The organism is Pseudomonas sp. GW822-FHT03F08, from assembly GCF_058801265.1.
The window spans coordinates 17,842-35,421 of the sequence record NZ_JBXANC010000008.1 but is presented as its reverse complement, the minus strand read 5'-3'; the positions used below and the strand labels follow the sequence as shown (position 1 = coordinate 35,421).

The following is a 17,580-nucleotide window of genomic DNA, read 5'->3' as shown; positions in this document are numbered from 1 at the left end:
AAAAAGACCCGGGGAGCACGATGGCTCCCCGGGTCTTTTTTTGTTTGTGGGATCAGTGGATTCCGATCACACCGTCTGCATGCATCTGCCGCAGCAACGCCAATCCGCTGTCCATGAATGACGCAGTTCCCGGCAACCCGGCCTCCATCGCCAACCCTTCCAGCTGCGCCCGCCCGCTCAGCGCAGGAAATTCGCCAATCCGCTGCAACAACCGCCACGCCAACGGACTCAGCTCGGAAAACTTCACACTGAAATCCACCGCACGCCGTACCAGCAACAAGGTTGGCTGGGCCGGTGGTGTAGACGGCTGATGTTCAGGGCTGAGTATTTGCACCGGCCACGCATACGCCAATGGCCACGCCAGCGCCGAAACCCGCAATGGCCGCTCGACCAGCAACGCGGGATCACTTGCCGACAATGGCTCGGCGTCGGACTGCTGCAACACCATTTCCACCCACTCGTAATGCGCCAGCTCCACCAGAAACGCCGGCCACTCGCCCGCGCTCAATACGGCGGGTTCCGAGGCGAGATAACCGACAAACTCCTCGGCGATCTCACCGAATTTCGGCGTCTGCGCGCGGTAGTCCCGCAGAAAGCCGCGAATCAGGGTGCGCCAGCGCTGATCGCCGATGATCCGGATCAGCACGGGAAAGGTCCCACCCAACAATTGCGAGACATTGTTGAACACCAGGTCGCGATAAACGTTGACCCGCGCCGCGTTCATGGCGGCCGGGGGCGTCTCGTTCTCGGGATCGCGCAGGTAGCGAGTCAGGGCCCGTTGTTGCTGCTCAAGGTTATCCACGTTGGCCTCCCTGATTCTGCAAGCGGCGAATGGTCTGCAACTCCGCCACCAACTCGGAGAAGGCCGGGAAGTTGAAATCGCGTTCGAGCAAGGTCGGCTGGGCACCAAAGCGTGCGTAGGCGTCTGCCAGCAGCGACCAGACCACAGGTTTCACCGACGCGCCGTGGGTGTCGATCTTCAGCGTATCGGACTCGTCGAAATGCCCGGCCACGTGCATCCCGACCACTCGCCCCGACTCGATCCCGGTCAGAAACGCCTGCGGATCGAAACCGTGGTTGATCGAGTTGACGTAGACGTTATTGACGTCCAGCAGCAGGTCGCAATCGGCCTCGCGCAGCACAGCGTTGGTGAAGGTCACCTCGTCCATGTCCTGCCGGGGCGCGGCGTAATAGGAAACGTTTTCCACTGCCAGACGCCGGCCCAGAATGTCCTGGGCCTGACGAATCCGCGCAGCCACGTAGCGCACGGCTTCTTCGGTAAACGGCAATGGCAGCAGATCATAGAGATGGCCGTCGTCGCTGCAATAGCTCAAGTGTTCGCTGTACAGCGGCACGTTGTAATGATCGAGAAACACCCGGACTTCCCGAAGGAAGTCGACGTCCAGCGGCGCCGAACCGCCGAGCGACAACGACAAACCGTGGCAGGACAACGGATAACGCTCGGCCAGTTCACGCAGCGCGGCACCGTGGGCACCACCGACGCCGATCCAGTTTTCCGGGGCGACTTCGAGAAAGTCGAAATCGCCGGTGCGGGCGGCTTGAAGATCCTTCATCAAGCCGCGACGCAGGCCGAGCCCGACGCTGGCCTGCAAGGTGGGTTGGGGAATCTGCATGGGCAAGATCTCTGCAAAAGAGCCGCCGGACGTGGCGACTGACAGACTCAGTTAAACCGGTGGGTGTATCGCCGCTGTGTGAGCAATGCGCGGGAAATGGCGAGTTTTGTATCGGCGGCGAGCCTGTACACAATGTGATACAGAACCCGCTGACTTCTTCGTGAACGGCGAGTTACTAATTCATTGACGTATCCGCCAGTTTTCGTTAGCTTTGCCCCCATCGAAGCGACTGACCAGATGAGATTGAGCGCTTCCCAGCAGCGAGAGCTGTAACCGCGCAAGGCGGTTCGTAAGTGGTGTCTGGATCTGCTTTACCGAATCGAAAAAGGCGCCTTTGGCGCCTTTTTTCGTTTCTGGTGTCAGCGTTTGGTGGAGGTCGGTTGACGAAGGTAGACCTTACCGCACAGCAGCATAAATCCCATTTTCCCGAACAGCCTGGGCGGCTTTTCAGTCTGGTGGTAAGCGCTTTCCACGACCAGATTGAGATCTTGCTGCTTCTCTTCGGCAGCGCGACGCAACTCAAAAAAGACATGGTAGGGCCCGCTCGGATCCTCAATCATGATGGAGTACGCCCAGTTTCGCATCGCCGCCGTTTCACTAACTTTCGCCTGGGGATGATTCAATCCCTTGATCACTGGCGTCAGTGACAGTGAAAGGCGGTAACGGGTCATGCAAAAGCTACGCTGCCGCTGGGCATGGTCGAACAGGATTGGCTCCCCAGCCGGATGTAAGTCTTGATCGTATCCCTTGCTGAAACAATGATTCGAAAAAGTGACATGCACGCGTAAATCACGCTTCGCCAATTGACTCTGAATCGTGAACGTAAAGGGTTCGAGATGAGAAAAGTTGTACGTTGATCCGTCTATGCACAGCGGTGGAAAGTAGGCGGTCAATTCGCTCTCCGTTGCATCCAATGCATCATTTCATTTCTGCGCTTCGGCTCGCGTGCACCATCGGTGAGTAACCCGGCAGACGACAGAGTTCATGGCTTTTAGCGGGGATGATTTCTCGGCGGATTCGATCAGCCTGTGCGAGGAAGTGACTTCGGACTTCACAGATAAACAAAGACTTCAGCACTCAAAAGTCCTTGCCTCGACCGAGTCGATTAAGAATATGGGATAGAGTCACGTCGAAGTTGTAGGCAAAATCTGCGTGTTGCGTGAGGAAGTGCGCCTATCGTGCTTTTCAGCAGGCGTCGTCTTGCTGGCCTCTCTTTCAGCGCTGGCGTCCCTGTCAAAAAAGCGCTGGAACAGGCTTCCGATCTGCTGGGCCTTGTTAAACCGTATCCACGCACCGTCGCGACATACAACGATACAAGCCTCGAAATCCACGCAGCCCGCTCCCACCGGCGCCAACAGCGGCTAGACTCAATCATTACCCAGTCGAGGGGGACGCAGGCCGCTATCGGCGCCCTGCCCGTTTCCACGACCACCGCCCGGTGGTGAATGCCTCGACCCCCAACACCACCGGACTGTGATCCTTAACAGGAGCACATGACATGGACGAGGCCAGACTCAACGAGTTCATGGGCAAACTGGTCAACGACATGGGCGGCGCGGCGATGCTGGCCAATGTCATCGTCGGCGAAGAACTTGGCTTGTACAAAGCCATGGCCGACAGCCAACCGATCTCCCCGGAAACCCTCGCCGAAAAAACCGCCTGCAACTCCCGGCTGGTCCGCGAATGGCTGAGCGCCCACGCGGCGTCCGGCTACATGGAACACCTGGACGGCAAATTCCGCCTGCCGGAAGAACAGGCGATGGCCCTGGCCAAGGAAGATTCGCCGGTCTACGTGGCCGGCGGCCTCGGCGTGGTGGCATCGTTTTTCCACGACAAGGACAAACTGGTCAAAGCCATGCGCGGCAATGGCGCCCTGCCCTGGGGTGATCACCATCCGTGCATGTTCACCGGCACTGAACGGTTCTTCCGCCCCGGCTACAAAGGACATTTGATTGCCGAATGGCTGCCGGCGCTGGAGGGCGTTGTGGCCAAACTCGAAGAAGGCGCCAAGGTCGCCGATGTCGGCTGTGGTCATGGCGCTTCCACGGTGATCATGGCCCAGGCCTATCCCAACTCGCGTTTCGTCGGATTCGACTACCACGCACCTTCGGTCACCGTTGCCACCCAGCGTGCTGAAGAAGGCGGCGTCAGCAGCCGCGCGAAGTTTTTCCAGGGCACGGCGAAAAGCTTTCCCGGCGACGACTACGACCTGATCTGCTATTTCGACTGCCTGCACGACATGGGCGACCCGGTCGGCGCGGCGCGACATGCCTACGATTGCCTGAAGGACGACGGCACGGTGTTACTGGTTGAGCCCTTTGCCAACGACACGCTGGACGACAATATCAACCCGGTCGGGCGGCTGTTCTATGCAGCATCGACGTTCATTTGCACGCCGAACTCGCTGTCCCAGGAAGTGGGCCTGGGGCTCGGTGCGCAGGCTGGCGAGATGCGCCTGCGCAAAGTGTTCAGTGAAGCCGGGTTCAAGCAGTTCCGGCGGGCGACGCAGACGCCGTTCAACCTGATTCTGGAGGCTCGCAAGTAAACGTCGGCACCGGGCGCCTCTTTAAGAGGCGCCTGACAGTGCTAACCTGCAAGGCACTCACAGCCTGCGGAGCGCTGACCATGCTCGACCGCCCCCTCCACGAACATCTCGATTACCTGCAACAGGCCATGGCCGACGGCGATTTCGTGGTGCTGACCGGCGCCGGGATCAGCACGCCGTCGGGCATCCCGGACTACCGCGATACCAACGGCGTGCGCCGGGGCCGACAGCCGATGATGTATCAGGAGTTTCTGTCGGCGCCCGAGTCGCGCCGCCGCTACTGGGCCCGAGCGATGCTCGGCTGGCCCCGTGTGCGTCAGGCGCAACCGAACGCGGCTCATGAAGCGCTGGCCAGCCTGCAAAGCCACGGCCGGATCGGCGGCCTGATCACCCAGAATGTCGACACCTTGCACGATCAGGCCGGCAGCCACGACGTCATTGAACTGCACGGCAGCCTGCATCGGGTGTTGTGCCTGGATTGTGGTCAGCGCAGCGAGCGGGATTCGATTCAGCAATTGATGGAAACGCAGAACCCGTATCTGGCGGGTGTCGACGCCGTGCAGGCGCCGGACGGCGATACCCTGCTCGACCCGGCCTTCGAGGCACGTTTCCAGGTGCCGCATTGTCCGCATTGCGAAGGCGAACGGATGAAACCGGACGTGGTGTTTTTTGGTGAGAACGTGGCGCAGCCGACGGCGGCTCGGGCCATGGCGGCAGCGGAAAATGCGGCCGGGATGCTGGTGGTCGGCTCGTCGTTGATGGCGTATTCGGCGTTTCGTCTGTGCCGGGTGATTGCGGATCGGGGCAAGCCGCTGATTGCGATCAATCTGGGCAAGACGCGGGCGGATGAGTTGCTGGATTTGAAGATTGAAGCGTCCTGCGAACAGCTATTGCCACTTCTGACACAACGCCTGACTTCGTGACCTCCGAGGGTCAGTGTTCAGCCTTGAGAATGTCAAAAAGCGCCTGCGCCGCCGCCGACAATTCATTCCCGGAATCCGTCAACACGCCAATCGCCCGCTCCACCACCGGCTCATGCAACGTGAGACACCGCGCGCCCAGCTCACGCATCTGCTCGGCGCACAACGCTGGCACCGCGCTGACGCCCAGCCCGCTGGCGACCATTCGCCCGACCGTCGCCAGTTGATGGCTTTCAAACTCCACCGGCAGTTTCATGCCCCGGGCCTGCAAGTGTTCCTCAAGCATCACCCGCACCGTGGACGGTCGTTGCAGGGTAATGAACGGTTCCTGCAGCAAGGTCTGCCAGTCGATGTCGGTGCGCTGGGCCAGCGGCGAATCCTGTGGCACCACCGCGACGAAGCGATCCCTGTAAAGCGGCGTGAAGGTCAGCGACGTGTTCTGCATCGGCTCGAACGCCACGCCGAGTTCGACCTGACGATCTCGGACCATTTCCAGCACTTGCTCGTTGATCACGTCGTTGACCGTCACGTTGACGTTCGGATAGCGCGCACGGAAGGTCTTGAGGATCGGCGGCAGCAGGTTGCCGGCAAACGATGGCATCGCCGCCAGCGTCACTCGCCCCCGTTGCAGGCTGAAGCGCTGGCGCATTTCGTCTTCGGCGTTGTCCCAGTCGGCGATCAGGCGCCGGGCCAGCGGCAGCAGCGATTCCCCTTCAGGGGTCAGCGCCACGTTGCGCGTATTGCGGCTGAACAGACGCCCGCCCAGCCCCTCCTCCAGCGCCTTGATGGTCAGGCTCAGCGCCGATTGCGACAGGTGCAGACGCTCACAGGCCACGGCAAAGCTCAGGCTCTGGGCCACGGCGAGAAAGGCGCGCATCTGCTTGATGGTCATGGTCGTGTCGCTCCAACGGCTAAGCTGTACATCCGCCCGCCGACGACGGCGAGCATTTCTTGATCGCTCCAACGCTCCTGCGTGGGAACAGAGAACCAAGTCCATTGTTGAGCTTTATCAATCAATCAACCTTAAAAATCAACTTAACAAATATATCCCCCGGCGAGACACTCCAACCATTCGGCTAGCCAGCCGCCCGACAAACAATAAAAGAGGTGCATATGGCAGGTTTCGACAAGCGCGTGTATTCCTACGAGGAAGCCATGGCAGGCCTTGAAGACGGCATGACCGTGATCGCCGGCGGCTTCGGCCTGTGCGGCATTCCAGAAAACCTGATCGCCGAGATCAAGCGCAAAGGCACCCGCGACCTCACCGTCGTCTCCAACAACTGCGGCGTTGATGGCTTCGGCCTCGGCGTGCTGCTGACCGATCGCCAGATCAGAAAAGTGGTCGCCTCCTACGTGGGCGAAAACAAACTGTTCGAAGAGCAACTGCTCAAAGGCGACATCGAAGTCGTCCTGACCCCGCAAGGCACCCTCGCCGAAAAAATGCGCGCAGGCGGTGCCGGCATCCCTGCGTTTTTCACCGCCACCGGCGTCGGCACCCCGGTCGCCGAAGGCAAGGAAGTGCGTGAATTCCACGGTCGCAAGTACCTGATGGAAGAGTCCATCACCGGTGACTTCGCCATCGTCAAAGGCTGGAAAGCCGACCACTTCGGCAACGTCATCTACCGCCACACCGCCCAGAACTTCAACCCGCTGGCCGCCACCGCCGGCAAGATCACCGTGGTCGAAGTCGAAGAAATCGTCGAACCCGGCGAACTGGATCCGGCACACATCCACACGCCCGGTATCTACGTCGACCGGGTCATTTGCGGCACGTTCGAAAAACGTATCGAACAACGCACCATCCGCAAATAATCCAGGCTGACGGAGAACAAGAACATGGCACTTTCCCGCGAACAAATGGCTCAACGCGTCGCCCGCGAAATGCAGGACGGCTACTACGTGAACCTCGGCATCGGCATCCCGACCCTGGTCGCCAACTACATCCCCGAAGGCATGGAAGTCATGCTGCAATCGGAAAACGGCCTGCTCGGCATGGGCCCGTTTCCGACTGAAGACACCATCGACGCCGACATGATCAACGCCGGCAAACAAACCGTGACTGCGCGTATCGGCGCATCGATCTTTTCCTCGGCCGAGTCCTTCGCGATGATCCGCGGCGGTCACGTCGACCTGACCGTGCTCGGCGCCTTCGAGGTGGACGTGCAAGGCAACATCGCCTCGTGGATGATCCCCGGCAAACTGGTCAAGGGCATGGGCGGTGCGATGGACCTGGTGGCCGGTGCCGACAACATCATCGTCATCATGACCCACGCGTCCAAGGACGGTGAGTCCAAGTTGCTGAGCCAGTGCAGCCTGCCGCTGACCGGCGCCGGTTGCATCAAGCGCGTGCTGACTGACCTGGCGTACCTGGAAATCGAAAATGGCGCTTTTGTCCTCAAGGAACGCGCACCTGGCGTCAGCGTCGAGGAAATCGTCGCCAAAACCGCTGGTAAACTGATCGTCCCGGATCACGTACCGGAAATGCAGTTCGCTGCCGAGTGAGGAATTCGAAAATGCAAGACGTCGTCATTGTTGCCGCCACGCGTACCGCGATCGGCAGTTTCCAGGGATCGCTGGCCACCGTCTCCGCCGTGGATCTGGGCGCAGCGGTCATCCGCCAGTTGCTTGAGCAGACCGGTCTGGACGGTGCTCAGGTCGATGAAGTGATCATGGGCCAGGTGCTGACCGCCGGCGCCGGCCAGAACCCGGCGCGCCAGTCGGCGATCAAGGCCGGCCTGCCCCACGCCGTACCCGCCATGACCCTGAACAAGGTCTGCGGCTCGGGCCTCAAGGCCCTGCACCTCGGCGCCCAGGCGATCCGTTGCGGCGACGCTGACGTGATCATCGCCGGCGGCCAGGAAAACATGAGCCTGGCCAACTACGTCATGCCCGGCGCGCGCACCGGCCTGCGCATGGGTCACGCGCAAATCGTCGACACCATGATCAGCGACGGCCTGTGGGATGCGTTCAACGATTACCACATGGGCATCACCGCCGAAAACCTGGTCGAGAAATACGAGATCAGCCGCGAGCAGCAGGACGCCTTCGCCGCCGCCTCGCAGCAGAAAGCAGCCGCCGCCATCGAGGCCGGCCGTTTTGTCGATGAAATCACCCCGATCCTGATCCCGCAGCGCAAAGGCGATCCGGTGGCGTTCAAGGTCGACGAGCAGCCACGCGGCGACACCACCGCCGAATCCCTGGCCAAACTGCGTCCGGCCTTCAAGAAGGACGGCAGCGTCACCGCCGGCAACGCTTCGTCGCTGAACGACGGCGCGGCTGCGGTCATTCTGATGAGCGCCGAAAAAGCCAAGGCCCTGGGCCTGCCGGTACTGGCGAAAATCGCCGCTTACGCCAATGCCGGCGTCGACCCGGCGATCATGGGCATCGGCCCGGTGTCGGCCACCCGCCGCTGCCTGGACAAGGCGGGCTGGAGCATCGGCCAGCTCGATCTGATCGAAGCCAACGAAGCCTTCGCCGCGCAATCGCTGGCAGTGGCCAAAGATCTGCAATGGGATCTGGACAAGGTCAACGTCAATGGCGGCGCCATTGCCCTCGGTCACCCGATCGGTGCATCAGGCTGCCGTGTGCTGGTGACCCTGCTGCACGAAATGATCAAGCGTGATGCGAAAAAGGGTCTGGCGACCCTGTGCATCGGCGGCGGTCAAGGCGTGGCCCTGGCGCTGGAACGCGCGTAAGCGCAAGAGAGGTTCAACAGCGGGCGGCGGATCCACGACATCCACTGCCTGTTGGCAACAAACCCGGTACGACTCACGTCGCACCGGGTATTTTTTTGCCCGGCCGTCAGGCGAACTTCACCAGATTCAGCACCGGCAACGGCCCGCCCGGGAACTGCACCAGTCGCGCGCCCACGCTCAACTCGCCCAGGTCGATCCCGAAGAAACCAAGCTGATCGATCAGCGCGCCCACTTCAGCCTTGGCCTGCGCATCATCCCCGGACAGAAACAACACGCGCTTGCCACCCTCCGACGCCGGATCCGCTTCCAGCAAACGCGCCAGCAGATGGTTGAACGCCTTGACCACCCGCGCCCCAGGCACCCACTCAGCGAAGACTTCGCTGGACGGCCGCCCCTGCAAATCCACCGGTTTGAACGACGGCGCTTCAATCGAGTTGTTGGCGTCGATCACGATCCGCCCGCCGAAATCCGGCAGCCCGGCCAGCGCCGTCGGCAGTTTCGACCAGTTCACTGCGACCAGCACGATGTCCTGGGTAGCGGCTTCTTCACGGGTAACGGCGCGGGCGGTCGGGCCGAGTTCCGCGACCAGTCCGGACAAGGTCTCCGGCCCGCGACTGTTGGCGATGACCAACGGGATGCCCTGACGCGACAAGGCTTTGGCAAACGCTGAACCGATGGCGCCAGCGCCGATGATTCCGATAGTGCTCATGGTGTTCTCCAGAAAGATTGGTAAGACTCGAAACCAATCTTGCGCTTGCCATTCCCACTTGATTAGCCGGTAATGCCTTGAATGATCTTCAAGCATCGCTATCAGGTCGAAACCATGGAAACCCTCGCCAATCTTGAATCCTTCGTCCGCAGCGCCGAGACCGGCAGCTTCTCCGCCGCCGCACGGTTGCTGGCGCTGACCCCGGCAGCGGTCAGCCGCAACGTGGCGATTCTTGAACGCAACCTCGGCGTTCGGCTGTTTCAGCGCTCGACCCGCAAGCTGTCGCTGACCGAGGCCGGTGAAGGTTTTCTGGCGAGCATCGGCGGCAACCTCGACGCCTTGCAGGCAGCGATTGCGACGGTGGCGACCGAGCGCGGCGAGCCGGCGGGTGTGCTCAAGATCAGCCTGCCGCCGACGTTCGGCATCGATCACATGCTGCCGCTGCTGCCGGAGTTTCTGGCGCGATATCCCTTGATTCGCCCGGAATGGCATTTCGAGAATCGTCAGGTGGACTTGATCGCCGAGGGTTATGACGTGGCGATTGGTGGCGGGTTCGAGCTGACGCCCGGCGTGGTTTCCCGGCGACTGGCGTCCGCTGAAATACTGGCAGTGGCCTCTCCGGCCTATCTGGCCGGACGCGCCCTGCCCCAGCATCCGACAGACCTCGCCGACCACCAGGGCATTGTCATGCGCGGCCTGCGCACCGGGCGCATTCGCCAATGGCAGATGCACAACGGCGCCGGCGAACAGGCCAGCGCCCTGCTCAACCCGAACATCGTGCTCAACGACCCGATGGCCATGCGCAAGGCTGCGCTGCTGGGACTCGGGATAACAATGGTGGTGCTGCCCGATGTCAGCGTGCAGATAGAACGCGGTGAACTGGTGCGGCTGTTGCCCGACTGGCAGTGCGACGCCGGGGCGATATCGCTGTACTACCCGAGCCGCACCTTGATGCCGGCCAAGACCCGGGTGTTCATTGATTTTGTGGTGGATGCCTTCGGCCGCTAGCCGGCCAGCTGCAGGATCAGCCAGGCATTGGCGCCGCTGATCACCACAAACAGTCCCCACGCCAGAACCCGCGTCGGCAAGCGATTCACAAACGGCCCCATCAGCTGTTTGTCGTTAGTCATGCGAATCAGCGGATACAGGGCAAACGGCAGTTGCAGGCTCAACACCACCTGGCTCAGCACCAGCAACTTGCCCACCGCGCCATCGCCCATCAGCCACACGCCGATGAACGCCGGAATCAGCGCCAGCCCACGGGTAATGAGGCGCCGCTGCCAGCAGGGAATCCGCAGGTTCAGGTAGCCTTCCATGATCACTTGCCCGGCGATGGTGCCGGTGAAGGTCGAACTCTGCCCCGACGCCAGCAGCGCCACGCCGAACAACACACTGGCCAGCGCGCCGCCCACCAGCGGATCGAGCAAGTGATAGGCGTCCTGAATGTCCACCACGTCGGAATGCCCGGTTTGATGAAAGGCTGCCGCCGCGAGAATCAGGATCGCCGCGTTGACCAGCAACGCCAGCGCCAATGAACCGATGGTGTCGATGCGCGCCAGGTTCACTGCATCCTGCTTGCTCGCTAGGTCCTGGCCGATCAGCCGCGTTTGTACGATCGAGGTGTGCAGGTACAAGTTGTGCGGCATCACCGTGGCGCCAAGGATGCCGATGGCCAGGTACAGCGGCGCCGCATCGCTGATGGCCGACAACGACGGTTTGAAGCCTTGGGCGACGTCCGGCCAGTACGGTTTGATCAGTAACAGTTCGACAAAAAAGCACACGCCGATGGTGCCCACCAGCACCAGCATGATCGCTTCCAGCCGCCGGAAACCGCGATTTTGCAAGGCCAGCACGAGCAACGTATCGAATGCGGTCAGGGCGATGCCGAACGTCAGTGAACAACCCAGCAGCAGGTGGAACGCCAGCGCGCAGCCAAGCACTTCCGCAAGGTCGGTGGCAATGATCGATATTTCCGCCAGCACCCATTGCAGCCGCGCCGTCGGGGTGCTGTAGCGCTCGCGGGAGAGTTGCGCCAAGTCGCGCCCGGTGGCGATGCCCAGCCGCGAACACAGGCATTGCACGACCATGCCCGCCAGACTCGCCAGCAACACCACGAACAACAGGCTGTAACCGAAGCGCGAACCGGCCTCGATGGCGGTGGCCCAGTTGCCCGGATCCATGTAGCCGATCGACACCAGCAAACCCGGGCCGGCAAAACGCAGTACGCGTTTGAAGAACGAGGCATTCGGATCCACCGGGACGCTGCCGGCCACTTCCGGCGGGCAGAACGGCGCGGTGGCGATTTTGGGCAAGCTGAATTTCACGCACACATCCAGAAACAAGTCGAAAGGCGCAGCTTAGACGTTTCAGTCGGCGTGCCCAAGAGCAGACGTGCTGCGCTCAGGGTTTGGCAGTGCCGAGCAATTGCTGACGCAACTCGGGACTGCGTGTGCGGGGATCAAGCCAGATGTCGAAAAACGCCCGGGCGAACAGCGGATCGTCGATCTCGTGCTGCAACTGCTGCCCCACGAAGAACCGTGCACCCTGCCCCGGCAAGTACACCCCGGTTATCCGCGTACCGGCCTGAACGTCGACGAACGATTGCTGCATCTGGGCCTGCCACAACGCCAGTTGCGCAGGACTGATGGAGGATCCGGCCAGGCGCTTGATCTCATCGACGCTGGCCTTCACCAGATCTTCGCGAGACACATTGCGCCGGTAGATCAATTCCAGGGCGAAGGGCTGTCCATCGGCCAGCGGGCGCGCGGCACTCCACAACCGGGCGTTATAAATGTCGAAACCGAACACACTGAAATCGCCGGTGCCAATGATCTGTGCGCCGGGCACCGCGTCCTGCCAACTGGCCCAGGTCGGCGTCAGCAACAGCGCCCACAAACCGATTCCGCAGCACCCACGCAACACCTTCGGTGTTCTGCTCATCGCGGCATCGACTCCGGTAAACCCTGATAGTCAGAGCATAGTTGGCTATCCCGCCCAGCATTTTGTATACATGTTTTGCATACACATGCAGCAATCCGCTAACGACAATGCTAACGTGGCCCTCATTGACCCGATGGAGACACCTGCGTGCTGATCCTCAAACTGCTGCTGATTCCCGGTTTCCTGCTGCTGATTTCCCTGGCCGGCAAGCGTTGGGGGCCCAGTGTGGCCGGGTGGCTGTCGGGGTTGCCGGTGGTGGTCGGGCCGATTCTATTCTTCCTCGCCATCGAGCAAGGGCCGGCGTTTGCCGCGCAATCGGCGGTCGCGGCGTTGTCGGCCATGTTTGCGATGATCGCGTTTTGCGTCACGTATGCGCAGGTGGCGCAGCGGGCGAACTGGCCGTTGGCGCTGGTTGTGTCTTTGTCGGTCTGGGCCGTGCTGGCATTGATCCTGTCGCTGATTCCGGCGTCGCTAGCGTTCTCGGTGGCTGCGGCTGCAACCGCCCTTCTTGCTGCGCCGTACCTGTTTCCCAAGGTTCAACCGGTGGTCAGTGGGCCGGCACCGAAGTCGGACAAACTGATCTGGCGGATGATTGCCGGCGCGGCGTTGACGCTGGTGGTGACGATGCTGGCCAGCACGGTCGGCGAGCGTTGGAGCGGATTGCTCGCTGTGTTTCCGGTGTTGGGCAGTGTGATGGCGGTGTTTTCCCAGCAGACCCGTGGCCCGGCGTTTACCGCTGCGTTGTTGCGAGCGACGGCGACGGGGATGTATTCGTTTTCGGCGTTTTGTCTGGTGTTGGCGCTGACAGTCCCACGTCTGGGCTTCGGCGGCTTCGTGGTGGCGGTGGCCGTTTCAGTGGCGATGCTCGGGGTCACCCGGCAGTTGCTGGCCAAACCTGCGCCTGCGCCGTCGACGAACTGAACCCGCCCGGACAAACCGCTCTGGAGTGCCGGGCATGCTCCGTGGGATGATCGCCGCCCAAGCGCGACCATCCCTCGGAGATTCGAATGTCATTGCTTAGCAAGAAAGCCGTCGTCCTGTTGCTGGCGGCGGTGGCCGGTTTCGGCGCCCTCAATGCTCAGGCAGCCAAGGCCAAAGAGAAGGCTGTCACCGAGAAAGTCTCGATGCTCGAAGGCAAGCTCCGTTTTGTCCTGCCCAAAGGCTTTGTCGGTGACCCGCTGCCGGCCGGCCCGACCGGTGCCAAGGGCACGATGTTCACCAACGACGCGACCAAGACGGTGGTCATTACCGCCGAAAACCAGATTCCCGAAGGCAACAACGTCAAGGATAACGACAGCGCGTTCCTCGACGGCACCGTGTCCGATTTCATCGAAGCCCAGCGCAAGGCGCTGCCGGACTTCAACAAACTCAGCGAAAAGAGCCTGACCCAGAAAGGCAACGGCCTGGGCCTGCGTCAGGTCGACAGCACCGCGACCCAGGGTGGCGGCCAGACCCTCAATACCACGCTGATCGCAGGTTCCGGCACGCACATGGCGCTGGTTCAGGTGATTTCCCGGGCCAGCGACAAGAGCGGTCACGATGCGCTGGTAAAAACCATCCTCAGCGAAAAATGATCCTCAAGGGTTGAGTTGCTGCAACCAGTCGTTCAAGTCCCGAAGCTCGGCCGCGCTGATGCTGTGGCCGACGCCGGGATAGGCATGGAACGCCGGTTTGTAATCCAGCTTCTCCAGCAGCTCTTTGGCTGCGGTGGCGCCACTGTAAGGCACCTGGTCATCCGCCGTGCCGTGGCCGATGAAGATTTCCAGCGGCGGATGTTGTTGCTCTGACGTCAGCTCACTCTTGAGCACCGGCAACACTCGCCCGCTCAACGCGGCGATGCCACCGACCACCGCTGGCTGCCGCAGCCCCACCTCATACGTCATCATCGCGCCCTGGCTGAAACCGATCAGGTACACCTTGTCCGGTCGGGCGTGATATTTCTGCGCGGCTGCGGCGATAAAGGCTCGCAGCTTCTGGCTGGCGATCTTCAGATCATCGGTCTCGCCGTTGTAGGCACCGTCGCCTTTCTTGCGAAACCACTGGAAACGCCCTTCCCCCAACGCCATCGGCGCCTGCACCGACAGGTAGTTGTACTGCTTGGGCAGCTGAAATTTCATACCGATCAGATCGGCCTCGTTACTGCCGTAGCCGTGCAGGAAAAGCACCAGCGGACGCTGTTCGGCATCCGGGTGAGCCTGGGCCAGGTAGTTGAGCGGCAAATCGGTTTGCAGCGAGGTTTGAGCATGGACAGCGCTGGACGCCAGCAGGGTCAACAGAGCAAACACCTTCAACATAAGCCTTCCTTCACACAGTGCAGGGTTCGGGGCAGAGCCTAACACTGTGATCCGGAAGATGGGGGTCGTCAGTCGTTGATCAGCTTGCCCGCCCGAATCGGCTCTCGCCCCGCCACTTTCGCCTGCCAGGTACCCGGCTGGGTGTAGCGTCCACGGTCGATGGCAAACAACACGCCGCTGGTGCCGGCACGCACGGTGGTCACGCGATCTTTCAACGGATCGACCACTTCGAACAACGCATCACCGCGCTCGACCCATTCACCGGCATTACGCAGGAAACTCACCACGCCATGGTGCGGGGCGAACAGGTATTCGGTGCCTTCGAACGGCATGCCTTCACAGCATTCATCGGGTGCCTTCGGCCATTCGCCGCTGATGAAGCCCTGTTCGGCGAGGAAACCCAGAATCGCTTCGCAATTGGCCTGGGCCTGATCGACGCGGGTGTCGCCCATGCTGCCCAGTTCCAGGGTGGTGGCGAGGTTGGCCGGCGGGATCGCCGCCGCCGGGAACATCCGCGCCAGGCGCAACCACGGCGTGGAGCACGATTCATCGAACGAACTGCCGCCGGAGTCTTCACACAACAGCGCCACGCCAGCCTTCAGACGTGCAGCGAGGGATTGCCATTGCGGCCAGTGTTGCGGCAGCGCGTAAATGTGGATCGCGGCGTCGAAATCGCAATGCAGGTCCAGCGTGACATCGGCATCGCACGCGTGGCGCAGCAGCAGACGGTGCAACGCTTCCAGTTGCGAGGCCGGGGCCGGCAGCTCGTCGAGTACCTGGCCCATGCTCTGGCGAATCAAGCCGATGTTGGCCAGGGCATCGCTGCCCAACTGATCGCCGATGCGCTCGGCCACCGGGGCGCTGAGTTCGACGAAGGAGCGGTTGAAATTCTTGCCGCTCGCCAGTTCGAAACGGCCCATGTGACTGCCTTGCAGGTGCTGATCGAGGCCGATGGGGTTGGCCACCGGCACCAGTTCGATCACGCCCTGTAGACGGCCTTGCTGTTCCAGCTCGTTCAGGCGCTGCTTGAGTTCCCACGCGGTGCGCATGCCCGGCAGCTCATCGGCGTGCAGGCTGGCCTGGATGTAGACCTTGCGCGGGCCGGCGCCGTAACGAAAGACGCTGAGGGAGCGTTCGCTGCCCAAGTGGCTCCAGGGCAGTACATGATCGATGCGTTGCATGGGGAACTCCGGAAATTCTGTAGTCGCTGCTGCACAGTGACTGCATTGAAAATGTGCTGACAGGATAAATCACAGGCGAAAAAAAAGTGGCCACCGCGTCAACGGGGCCACTTTTTTCTACGGCGTATTAATGGCCGTACACGTCAAAGTCGAAGTACTTGTCCTGCACTTGCTTGTACTTGCCGTTGGCGCGGATTTCGTTGATGGCAGTGTTGAATTTTTCCGCCAGCTCGGTATCGCCTTTACGCACGGCAATACCGGCGCCGCCGCCGAAGTATTTGGCGTCTTCGTAGGTCGGGCCGACGAATTCGAAGCCTTTGCCGGCGTCGGTTTTCAGGAAGCCGTCGCTCAGGTTGACCGAGTCGGCCAGCATCGCGTCGATACGACCGGAGACCATGTCGAGGTTAGCTTCCTGCTGCGAGCCGTAACGCACCAGTTCGATCCCGGCCGGCACCAGCACTTCGGTGGCGTAGCGGTCGTGGGTACTGGCGCGCAGCACGCCGACTTTCTTGCCTTTGAGTTCGGTCAGCGGATCTTTCACGCCGGAGCCTGCCTTCATCACGAAGCGCGCCGGGGTGTGGTAGTACTTGATGGTGAAATCGACGTTTTTCTTGCGATCGTCAGTGATGGTCATCGAGGACAGGATCGCGTCGATCTTCTTCACTTTCAGCGCCGGGATCAGGCCGTCGAACTCTTGCTCGACCCAGGTGCATTTGACTTTCATCTGCTCACACAGCGCATCGCCGATGTCCACGTCGAAACCGGCCAGTTTGCCGTCAGGGGTTTTCATCGAGAATGGCGGGTAACCGGCTTCGATACCGATACGGATCGGTTTGGCGTCTTCGGCCACGGCGGTCAGGGACAACATCGACAGTGCCAGGGCACCGAACATAACCAGCTTTTTCATTTATTACTCCCGTGTGCGGAGGCTTTTATTGGCAGCTTTCGATTGTCAGGTTCGGCCTTGGGCTATGGAGCGCAAAGAAACCGAAGTGGCCGGCAGTCTATGGCGGTGCGCACGGGGCAAATTGTGTTTAAGCGACAAATACTTATAGAAAATCGGCGAGTGCCATCACATGGGAAAAGTGTGCGCCAGAGCGGTGCAAGGGTTGTAGGACAAAGCCGATAAAAGTTGCCGCCGAGGGCGGCAACTCACTGAATATCAGCAATCACAGGCAATCGGATGGGTTGCCGCTCGCGGTGCCGCGACACTCAATTCGAAGCCTTCATCGAGCCAGCCGGTGACCCCGCCGATCATCTCCTTGACCGGATAACCCAGCGCCGCCAGTTTCACCGCTGCCTTGTTGGCGCCGTTGCAGTGGGGACCGGCGCAATACACCACGAACAGCGTGGATGTCGGGTAATCCGCCAGCCGTTCAGCCGTCAGCAAACGCCCCGGAATATTGATCGCCCCCGGTACGTGGCCGCGCTCGAAGGCCAGCGGCCCGCGCACGTCCACCAGCACGAAATCGATCTCACCGGCTTCCTGGCTGCTGAAGACGTCGGAACAATCGGTTTCGAAGGTCAGACGGTTGCTGAAGTGCATCAGGGCAATCGCCGACGGGGCGGCAGGAATTTCGCGAACCAGGCTGGGCATGTTGTGTTGCTCCTACGTCTGTGAAGGGATGAACAGACTTTATCGAGCCGCCGCTTGCCGCTACA

20 protein-coding genes are annotated in these 17,580 nt (G+C 61.3%); 9 read left to right on the top strand and 11 right to left on the bottom strand.

Going from position 1 to position 17,580, the window contains the following annotated elements:
• Positions 1-52: 52 nt before the first annotated feature.
• The 3 genes from AC1RME_RS20445 to AC1RME_RS20435 form a co-directional block, all read right to left on the bottom strand.
• Complete coding sequence (locus AC1RME_RS20445) at positions 53-802, bottom strand: HvfC family RiPP maturation protein (protein ID WP_096822887.1); 750 nt, start codon at positions 800-802, stop codon at positions 53-55.
• Entirely contained in the window at positions 795-1,634 is an 840-nt protein-coding gene (locus AC1RME_RS20440) for an HvfB family MNIO-type RiPP peptide maturase (protein ID WP_096822888.1), read from the bottom strand. The genes AC1RME_RS20445 and AC1RME_RS20440 overlap by 8 nt, the downstream gene beginning before the upstream one ends.
• A 359-nt stretch (positions 1,635-1,993) precedes the next feature.
• Positions 1,994-2,527 carry a YjaZ family protein gene (locus tag AC1RME_RS20435; RefSeq protein ID WP_096822915.1) on the bottom strand — a complete coding sequence of 178 codons (534 nt, stop codon included), beginning with the start codon at positions 2,525-2,527 and terminating at the stop codon, positions 1,994-1,996.
• A 285-nt stretch (positions 2,528-2,812) separates the two neighbouring features.
• On the opposite strand from AC1RME_RS20435, the gene AC1RME_RS20430 reads away from it, so the two are divergent.
• From AC1RME_RS20430 to AC1RME_RS20420, 3 genes are all read left to right on the top strand, one after another.
• Positions 2,813-3,079: a DUF3077 domain-containing protein gene (locus AC1RME_RS20430; protein ID WP_176504908.1), complete on the top strand. Its 267-nt coding sequence runs from the start codon at positions 2,813-2,815 to the stop codon at positions 3,077-3,079.
• A gap of 53 nt (positions 3,080-3,132) precedes the next feature.
• Positions 3,133-4,179: a class I SAM-dependent methyltransferase gene (locus AC1RME_RS20425; RefSeq protein WP_096822889.1), complete on the top strand. Its 1,047-nt coding sequence runs from the start codon at positions 3,133-3,135 to the stop codon at positions 4,177-4,179.
• A gap of 80 nt (positions 4,180-4,259) precedes the next feature.
• Entirely contained in the window at positions 4,260-5,102 is an 843-nt protein-coding gene (locus AC1RME_RS20420) for an NAD-dependent protein deacetylase (RefSeq protein WP_096822890.1), read from the top strand.
• A 10-nt stretch (positions 5,103-5,112) separates the two neighbouring features.
• On the opposite strand, the gene AC1RME_RS20415 is transcribed toward AC1RME_RS20420, so the two are convergent.
• On the bottom strand, positions 5,113-5,991 hold the full coding sequence (locus tag AC1RME_RS20415) for a LysR family transcriptional regulator (protein WP_096822891.1): 879 nt from the start codon (positions 5,989-5,991) through the stop codon (positions 5,113-5,115).
• A gap of 221 nt (positions 5,992-6,212) precedes the next feature.
• Here AC1RME_RS20415 and AC1RME_RS20410 point away from each other — a divergent pair, with 221 nt between their 5' ends.
• Genes AC1RME_RS20410 through AC1RME_RS20400 form a run of 3 tightly spaced genes read left to right on the top strand, consistent with a single transcriptional unit; the run spans position 6,213 to position 8,794 of the window.
• Positions 6,213-6,911 carry a CoA transferase subunit A gene (locus AC1RME_RS20410; protein WP_085698663.1) on the top strand — a complete coding sequence of 233 codons (699 nt, stop codon included), beginning with the start codon at positions 6,213-6,215 and terminating at the stop codon, positions 6,909-6,911.
• Positions 6,912-6,935: 24 nt separating this feature from the next.
• Entirely contained in the window at positions 6,936-7,601 is a 666-nt protein-coding gene (locus AC1RME_RS20405; protein WP_085648845.1) for a CoA transferase subunit B, read from the top strand.
• 11 nt (positions 7,602-7,612) lie between these two features.
• Positions 7,613-8,794: an acetyl-CoA C-acetyltransferase gene (locus tag AC1RME_RS20400; protein WP_007956270.1), complete on the top strand. Its 1,182-nt coding sequence runs from the start codon at positions 7,613-7,615 to the stop codon at positions 8,792-8,794.
• A gap of 106 nt (positions 8,795-8,900) precedes the next feature.
• Here AC1RME_RS20400 and AC1RME_RS20395 read toward each other — a convergent pair whose 3' ends face one another.
• Positions 8,901-9,599, bottom strand: coding sequence for an NADPH-dependent F420 reductase (locus AC1RME_RS20395; protein ID WP_141401806.1), 699 nt, complete (start codon positions 9,597-9,599; stop codon positions 8,901-8,903).
• A gap of 18 nt (positions 9,600-9,617) precedes the next feature.
• Between AC1RME_RS20395 and AC1RME_RS20390 the strand changes: the two genes are divergently transcribed.
• Positions 9,618-10,511, top strand: coding sequence for a LysR family transcriptional regulator (locus tag AC1RME_RS20390; protein WP_096822916.1), 894 nt, complete (start codon positions 9,618-9,620; stop codon positions 10,509-10,511).
• Here AC1RME_RS20390 and AC1RME_RS20385 read toward each other — a convergent pair.
• Together AC1RME_RS20385 and AC1RME_RS20380 are read right to left on the bottom strand one after the other, a co-directional pair.
• Positions 10,508-11,827, bottom strand: coding sequence for an Nramp family divalent metal transporter (locus AC1RME_RS20385; RefSeq protein ID WP_493073468.1), 1,320 nt, complete (start codon positions 11,825-11,827; stop codon positions 10,508-10,510). The two genes, AC1RME_RS20390 and AC1RME_RS20385, sit on opposite strands and share 4 nt — an antisense overlap.
• Positions 11,828-11,903: 76 nt before the next feature.
• Positions 11,904-12,443, bottom strand: coding sequence for a chalcone isomerase family protein (locus AC1RME_RS20380; protein ID WP_096822894.1), 540 nt, complete (start codon positions 12,441-12,443; stop codon positions 11,904-11,906).
• A 147-nt stretch (positions 12,444-12,590) separates the two neighbouring features.
• On the opposite strand from AC1RME_RS20380, the gene AC1RME_RS20375 reads away from it, so the two are divergent.
• Complete coding sequence (locus tag AC1RME_RS20375; protein ID WP_096822895.1) at positions 12,591-13,364, top strand: hypothetical protein; 774 nt, start codon at positions 12,591-12,593, stop codon at positions 13,362-13,364.
• 86 nt (positions 13,365-13,450) lie between these two features.
• Positions 13,451-14,017: a DcrB/PsbP domain-containing protein gene (locus tag AC1RME_RS20370; protein ID WP_096822896.1), complete on the top strand. Its 567-nt coding sequence runs from the start codon at positions 13,451-13,453 to the stop codon at positions 14,015-14,017.
• A 3-nt stretch (positions 14,018-14,020) separates the two neighbouring features.
• On the opposite strand, the gene AC1RME_RS20365 is transcribed toward AC1RME_RS20370, so the two are convergent.
• The 4 genes from AC1RME_RS20365 to AC1RME_RS20350 all read right to left on the bottom strand — a co-directional run bounded on the left by AC1RME_RS20365 (position 14,021) and on the right by AC1RME_RS20350 (position 17,515).
• On the bottom strand, positions 14,021-14,737 hold the full coding sequence (locus tag AC1RME_RS20365) for an alpha/beta hydrolase (protein ID WP_493091669.1): 717 nt from the start codon (positions 14,735-14,737) through the stop codon (positions 14,021-14,023).
• Positions 14,738-14,805: 68 nt separating this feature from the next.
• Entirely contained in the window at positions 14,806-15,918 is a 1,113-nt protein-coding gene (locus AC1RME_RS20360; protein ID WP_096822898.1) for a succinylglutamate desuccinylase/aspartoacylase family protein, read from the bottom strand.
• 127 nt (positions 15,919-16,045) lie between these two features.
• On the bottom strand, positions 16,046-16,825 hold the full coding sequence (locus tag AC1RME_RS20355) for an ABC transporter substrate-binding protein (RefSeq protein ID WP_011333505.1): 780 nt from the start codon (positions 16,823-16,825) through the stop codon (positions 16,046-16,048).
• A 255-nt stretch (positions 16,826-17,080) separates the two neighbouring features.
• Complete coding sequence (locus AC1RME_RS20350; RefSeq protein WP_096822899.1) at positions 17,081-17,515, bottom strand: rhodanese-like domain-containing protein; 435 nt, start codon at positions 17,513-17,515, stop codon at positions 17,081-17,083.
• Positions 17,516-17,580 lie beyond the last annotated feature (65 nt).

Excerpts from the sequence above, each read along its gene's own strand:
- AC1RME_RS20370 (WP_096822896.1), top strand. The coding sequence starts at position 13,451 with ATGTCATTGCTTAGCAAGAAAGCCGTCGTCCTGTTGCTGGCGGCGGTG.
- AC1RME_RS20380 (WP_096822894.1), bottom strand. The coding sequence starts at position 12,443 with ATGAGCAGAACACCGAAGGTGTTGCGTGGGTGCTGCGGAATCGGTTTG.
- AC1RME_RS20360 (WP_096822898.1), bottom strand. The coding sequence starts at position 15,918 with ATGCAACGCATCGATCATGTACTGCCCTGGAGCCACTTGGGCAGCGAA.
- AC1RME_RS20400 (WP_007956270.1), top strand. The coding sequence starts at position 7,613 with ATGCAAGACGTCGTCATTGTTGCCGCCACGCGTACCGCGATCGGCAGT.
- AC1RME_RS20355 (WP_011333505.1), bottom strand. The coding sequence starts at position 16,825 with ATGAAAAAGCTGGTTATGTTCGGTGCCCTGGCACTGTCGATGTTGTCC.
- AC1RME_RS20350 (WP_096822899.1), bottom strand. The coding sequence starts at position 17,515 with ATGCCCAGCCTGGTTCGCGAAATTCCTGCCGCCCCGTCGGCGATTGCC.
- AC1RME_RS20410 (WP_085698663.1), top strand. The coding sequence starts at position 6,213 with ATGGCAGGTTTCGACAAGCGCGTGTATTCCTACGAGGAAGCCATGGCA.
- AC1RME_RS20415 (WP_096822891.1), bottom strand. The coding sequence starts at position 5,991 with ATGACCATCAAGCAGATGCGCGCCTTTCTCGCCGTGGCCCAGAGCCTG.
- AC1RME_RS20405 (WP_085648845.1), top strand. The coding sequence starts at position 6,936 with ATGGCACTTTCCCGCGAACAAATGGCTCAACGCGTCGCCCGCGAAATG.
- AC1RME_RS20390 (WP_096822916.1), top strand. The coding sequence starts at position 9,618 with ATGGAAACCCTCGCCAATCTTGAATCCTTCGTCCGCAGCGCCGAGACC.
- AC1RME_RS20365 (WP_493091669.1), bottom strand. The coding sequence starts at position 14,737 with ATGTTGAAGGTGTTTGCTCTGTTGACCCTGCTGGCGTCCAGCGCTGTC.
- AC1RME_RS20395 (WP_141401806.1), bottom strand. The coding sequence starts at position 9,599 with ATGCTTGAAGATCATTCAAGGCATTACCGGCTAATCAAGTGGGAATGG.
- AC1RME_RS20425 (WP_096822889.1), top strand. The coding sequence starts at position 3,133 with ATGGACGAGGCCAGACTCAACGAGTTCATGGGCAAACTGGTCAACGAC.
- AC1RME_RS20440 (WP_096822888.1), bottom strand. The coding sequence starts at position 1,634 with ATGCAGATTCCCCAACCCACCTTGCAGGCCAGCGTCGGGCTCGGCCTG.
- AC1RME_RS20420 (WP_096822890.1), top strand. The coding sequence starts at position 4,260 with ATGCTCGACCGCCCCCTCCACGAACATCTCGATTACCTGCAACAGGCC.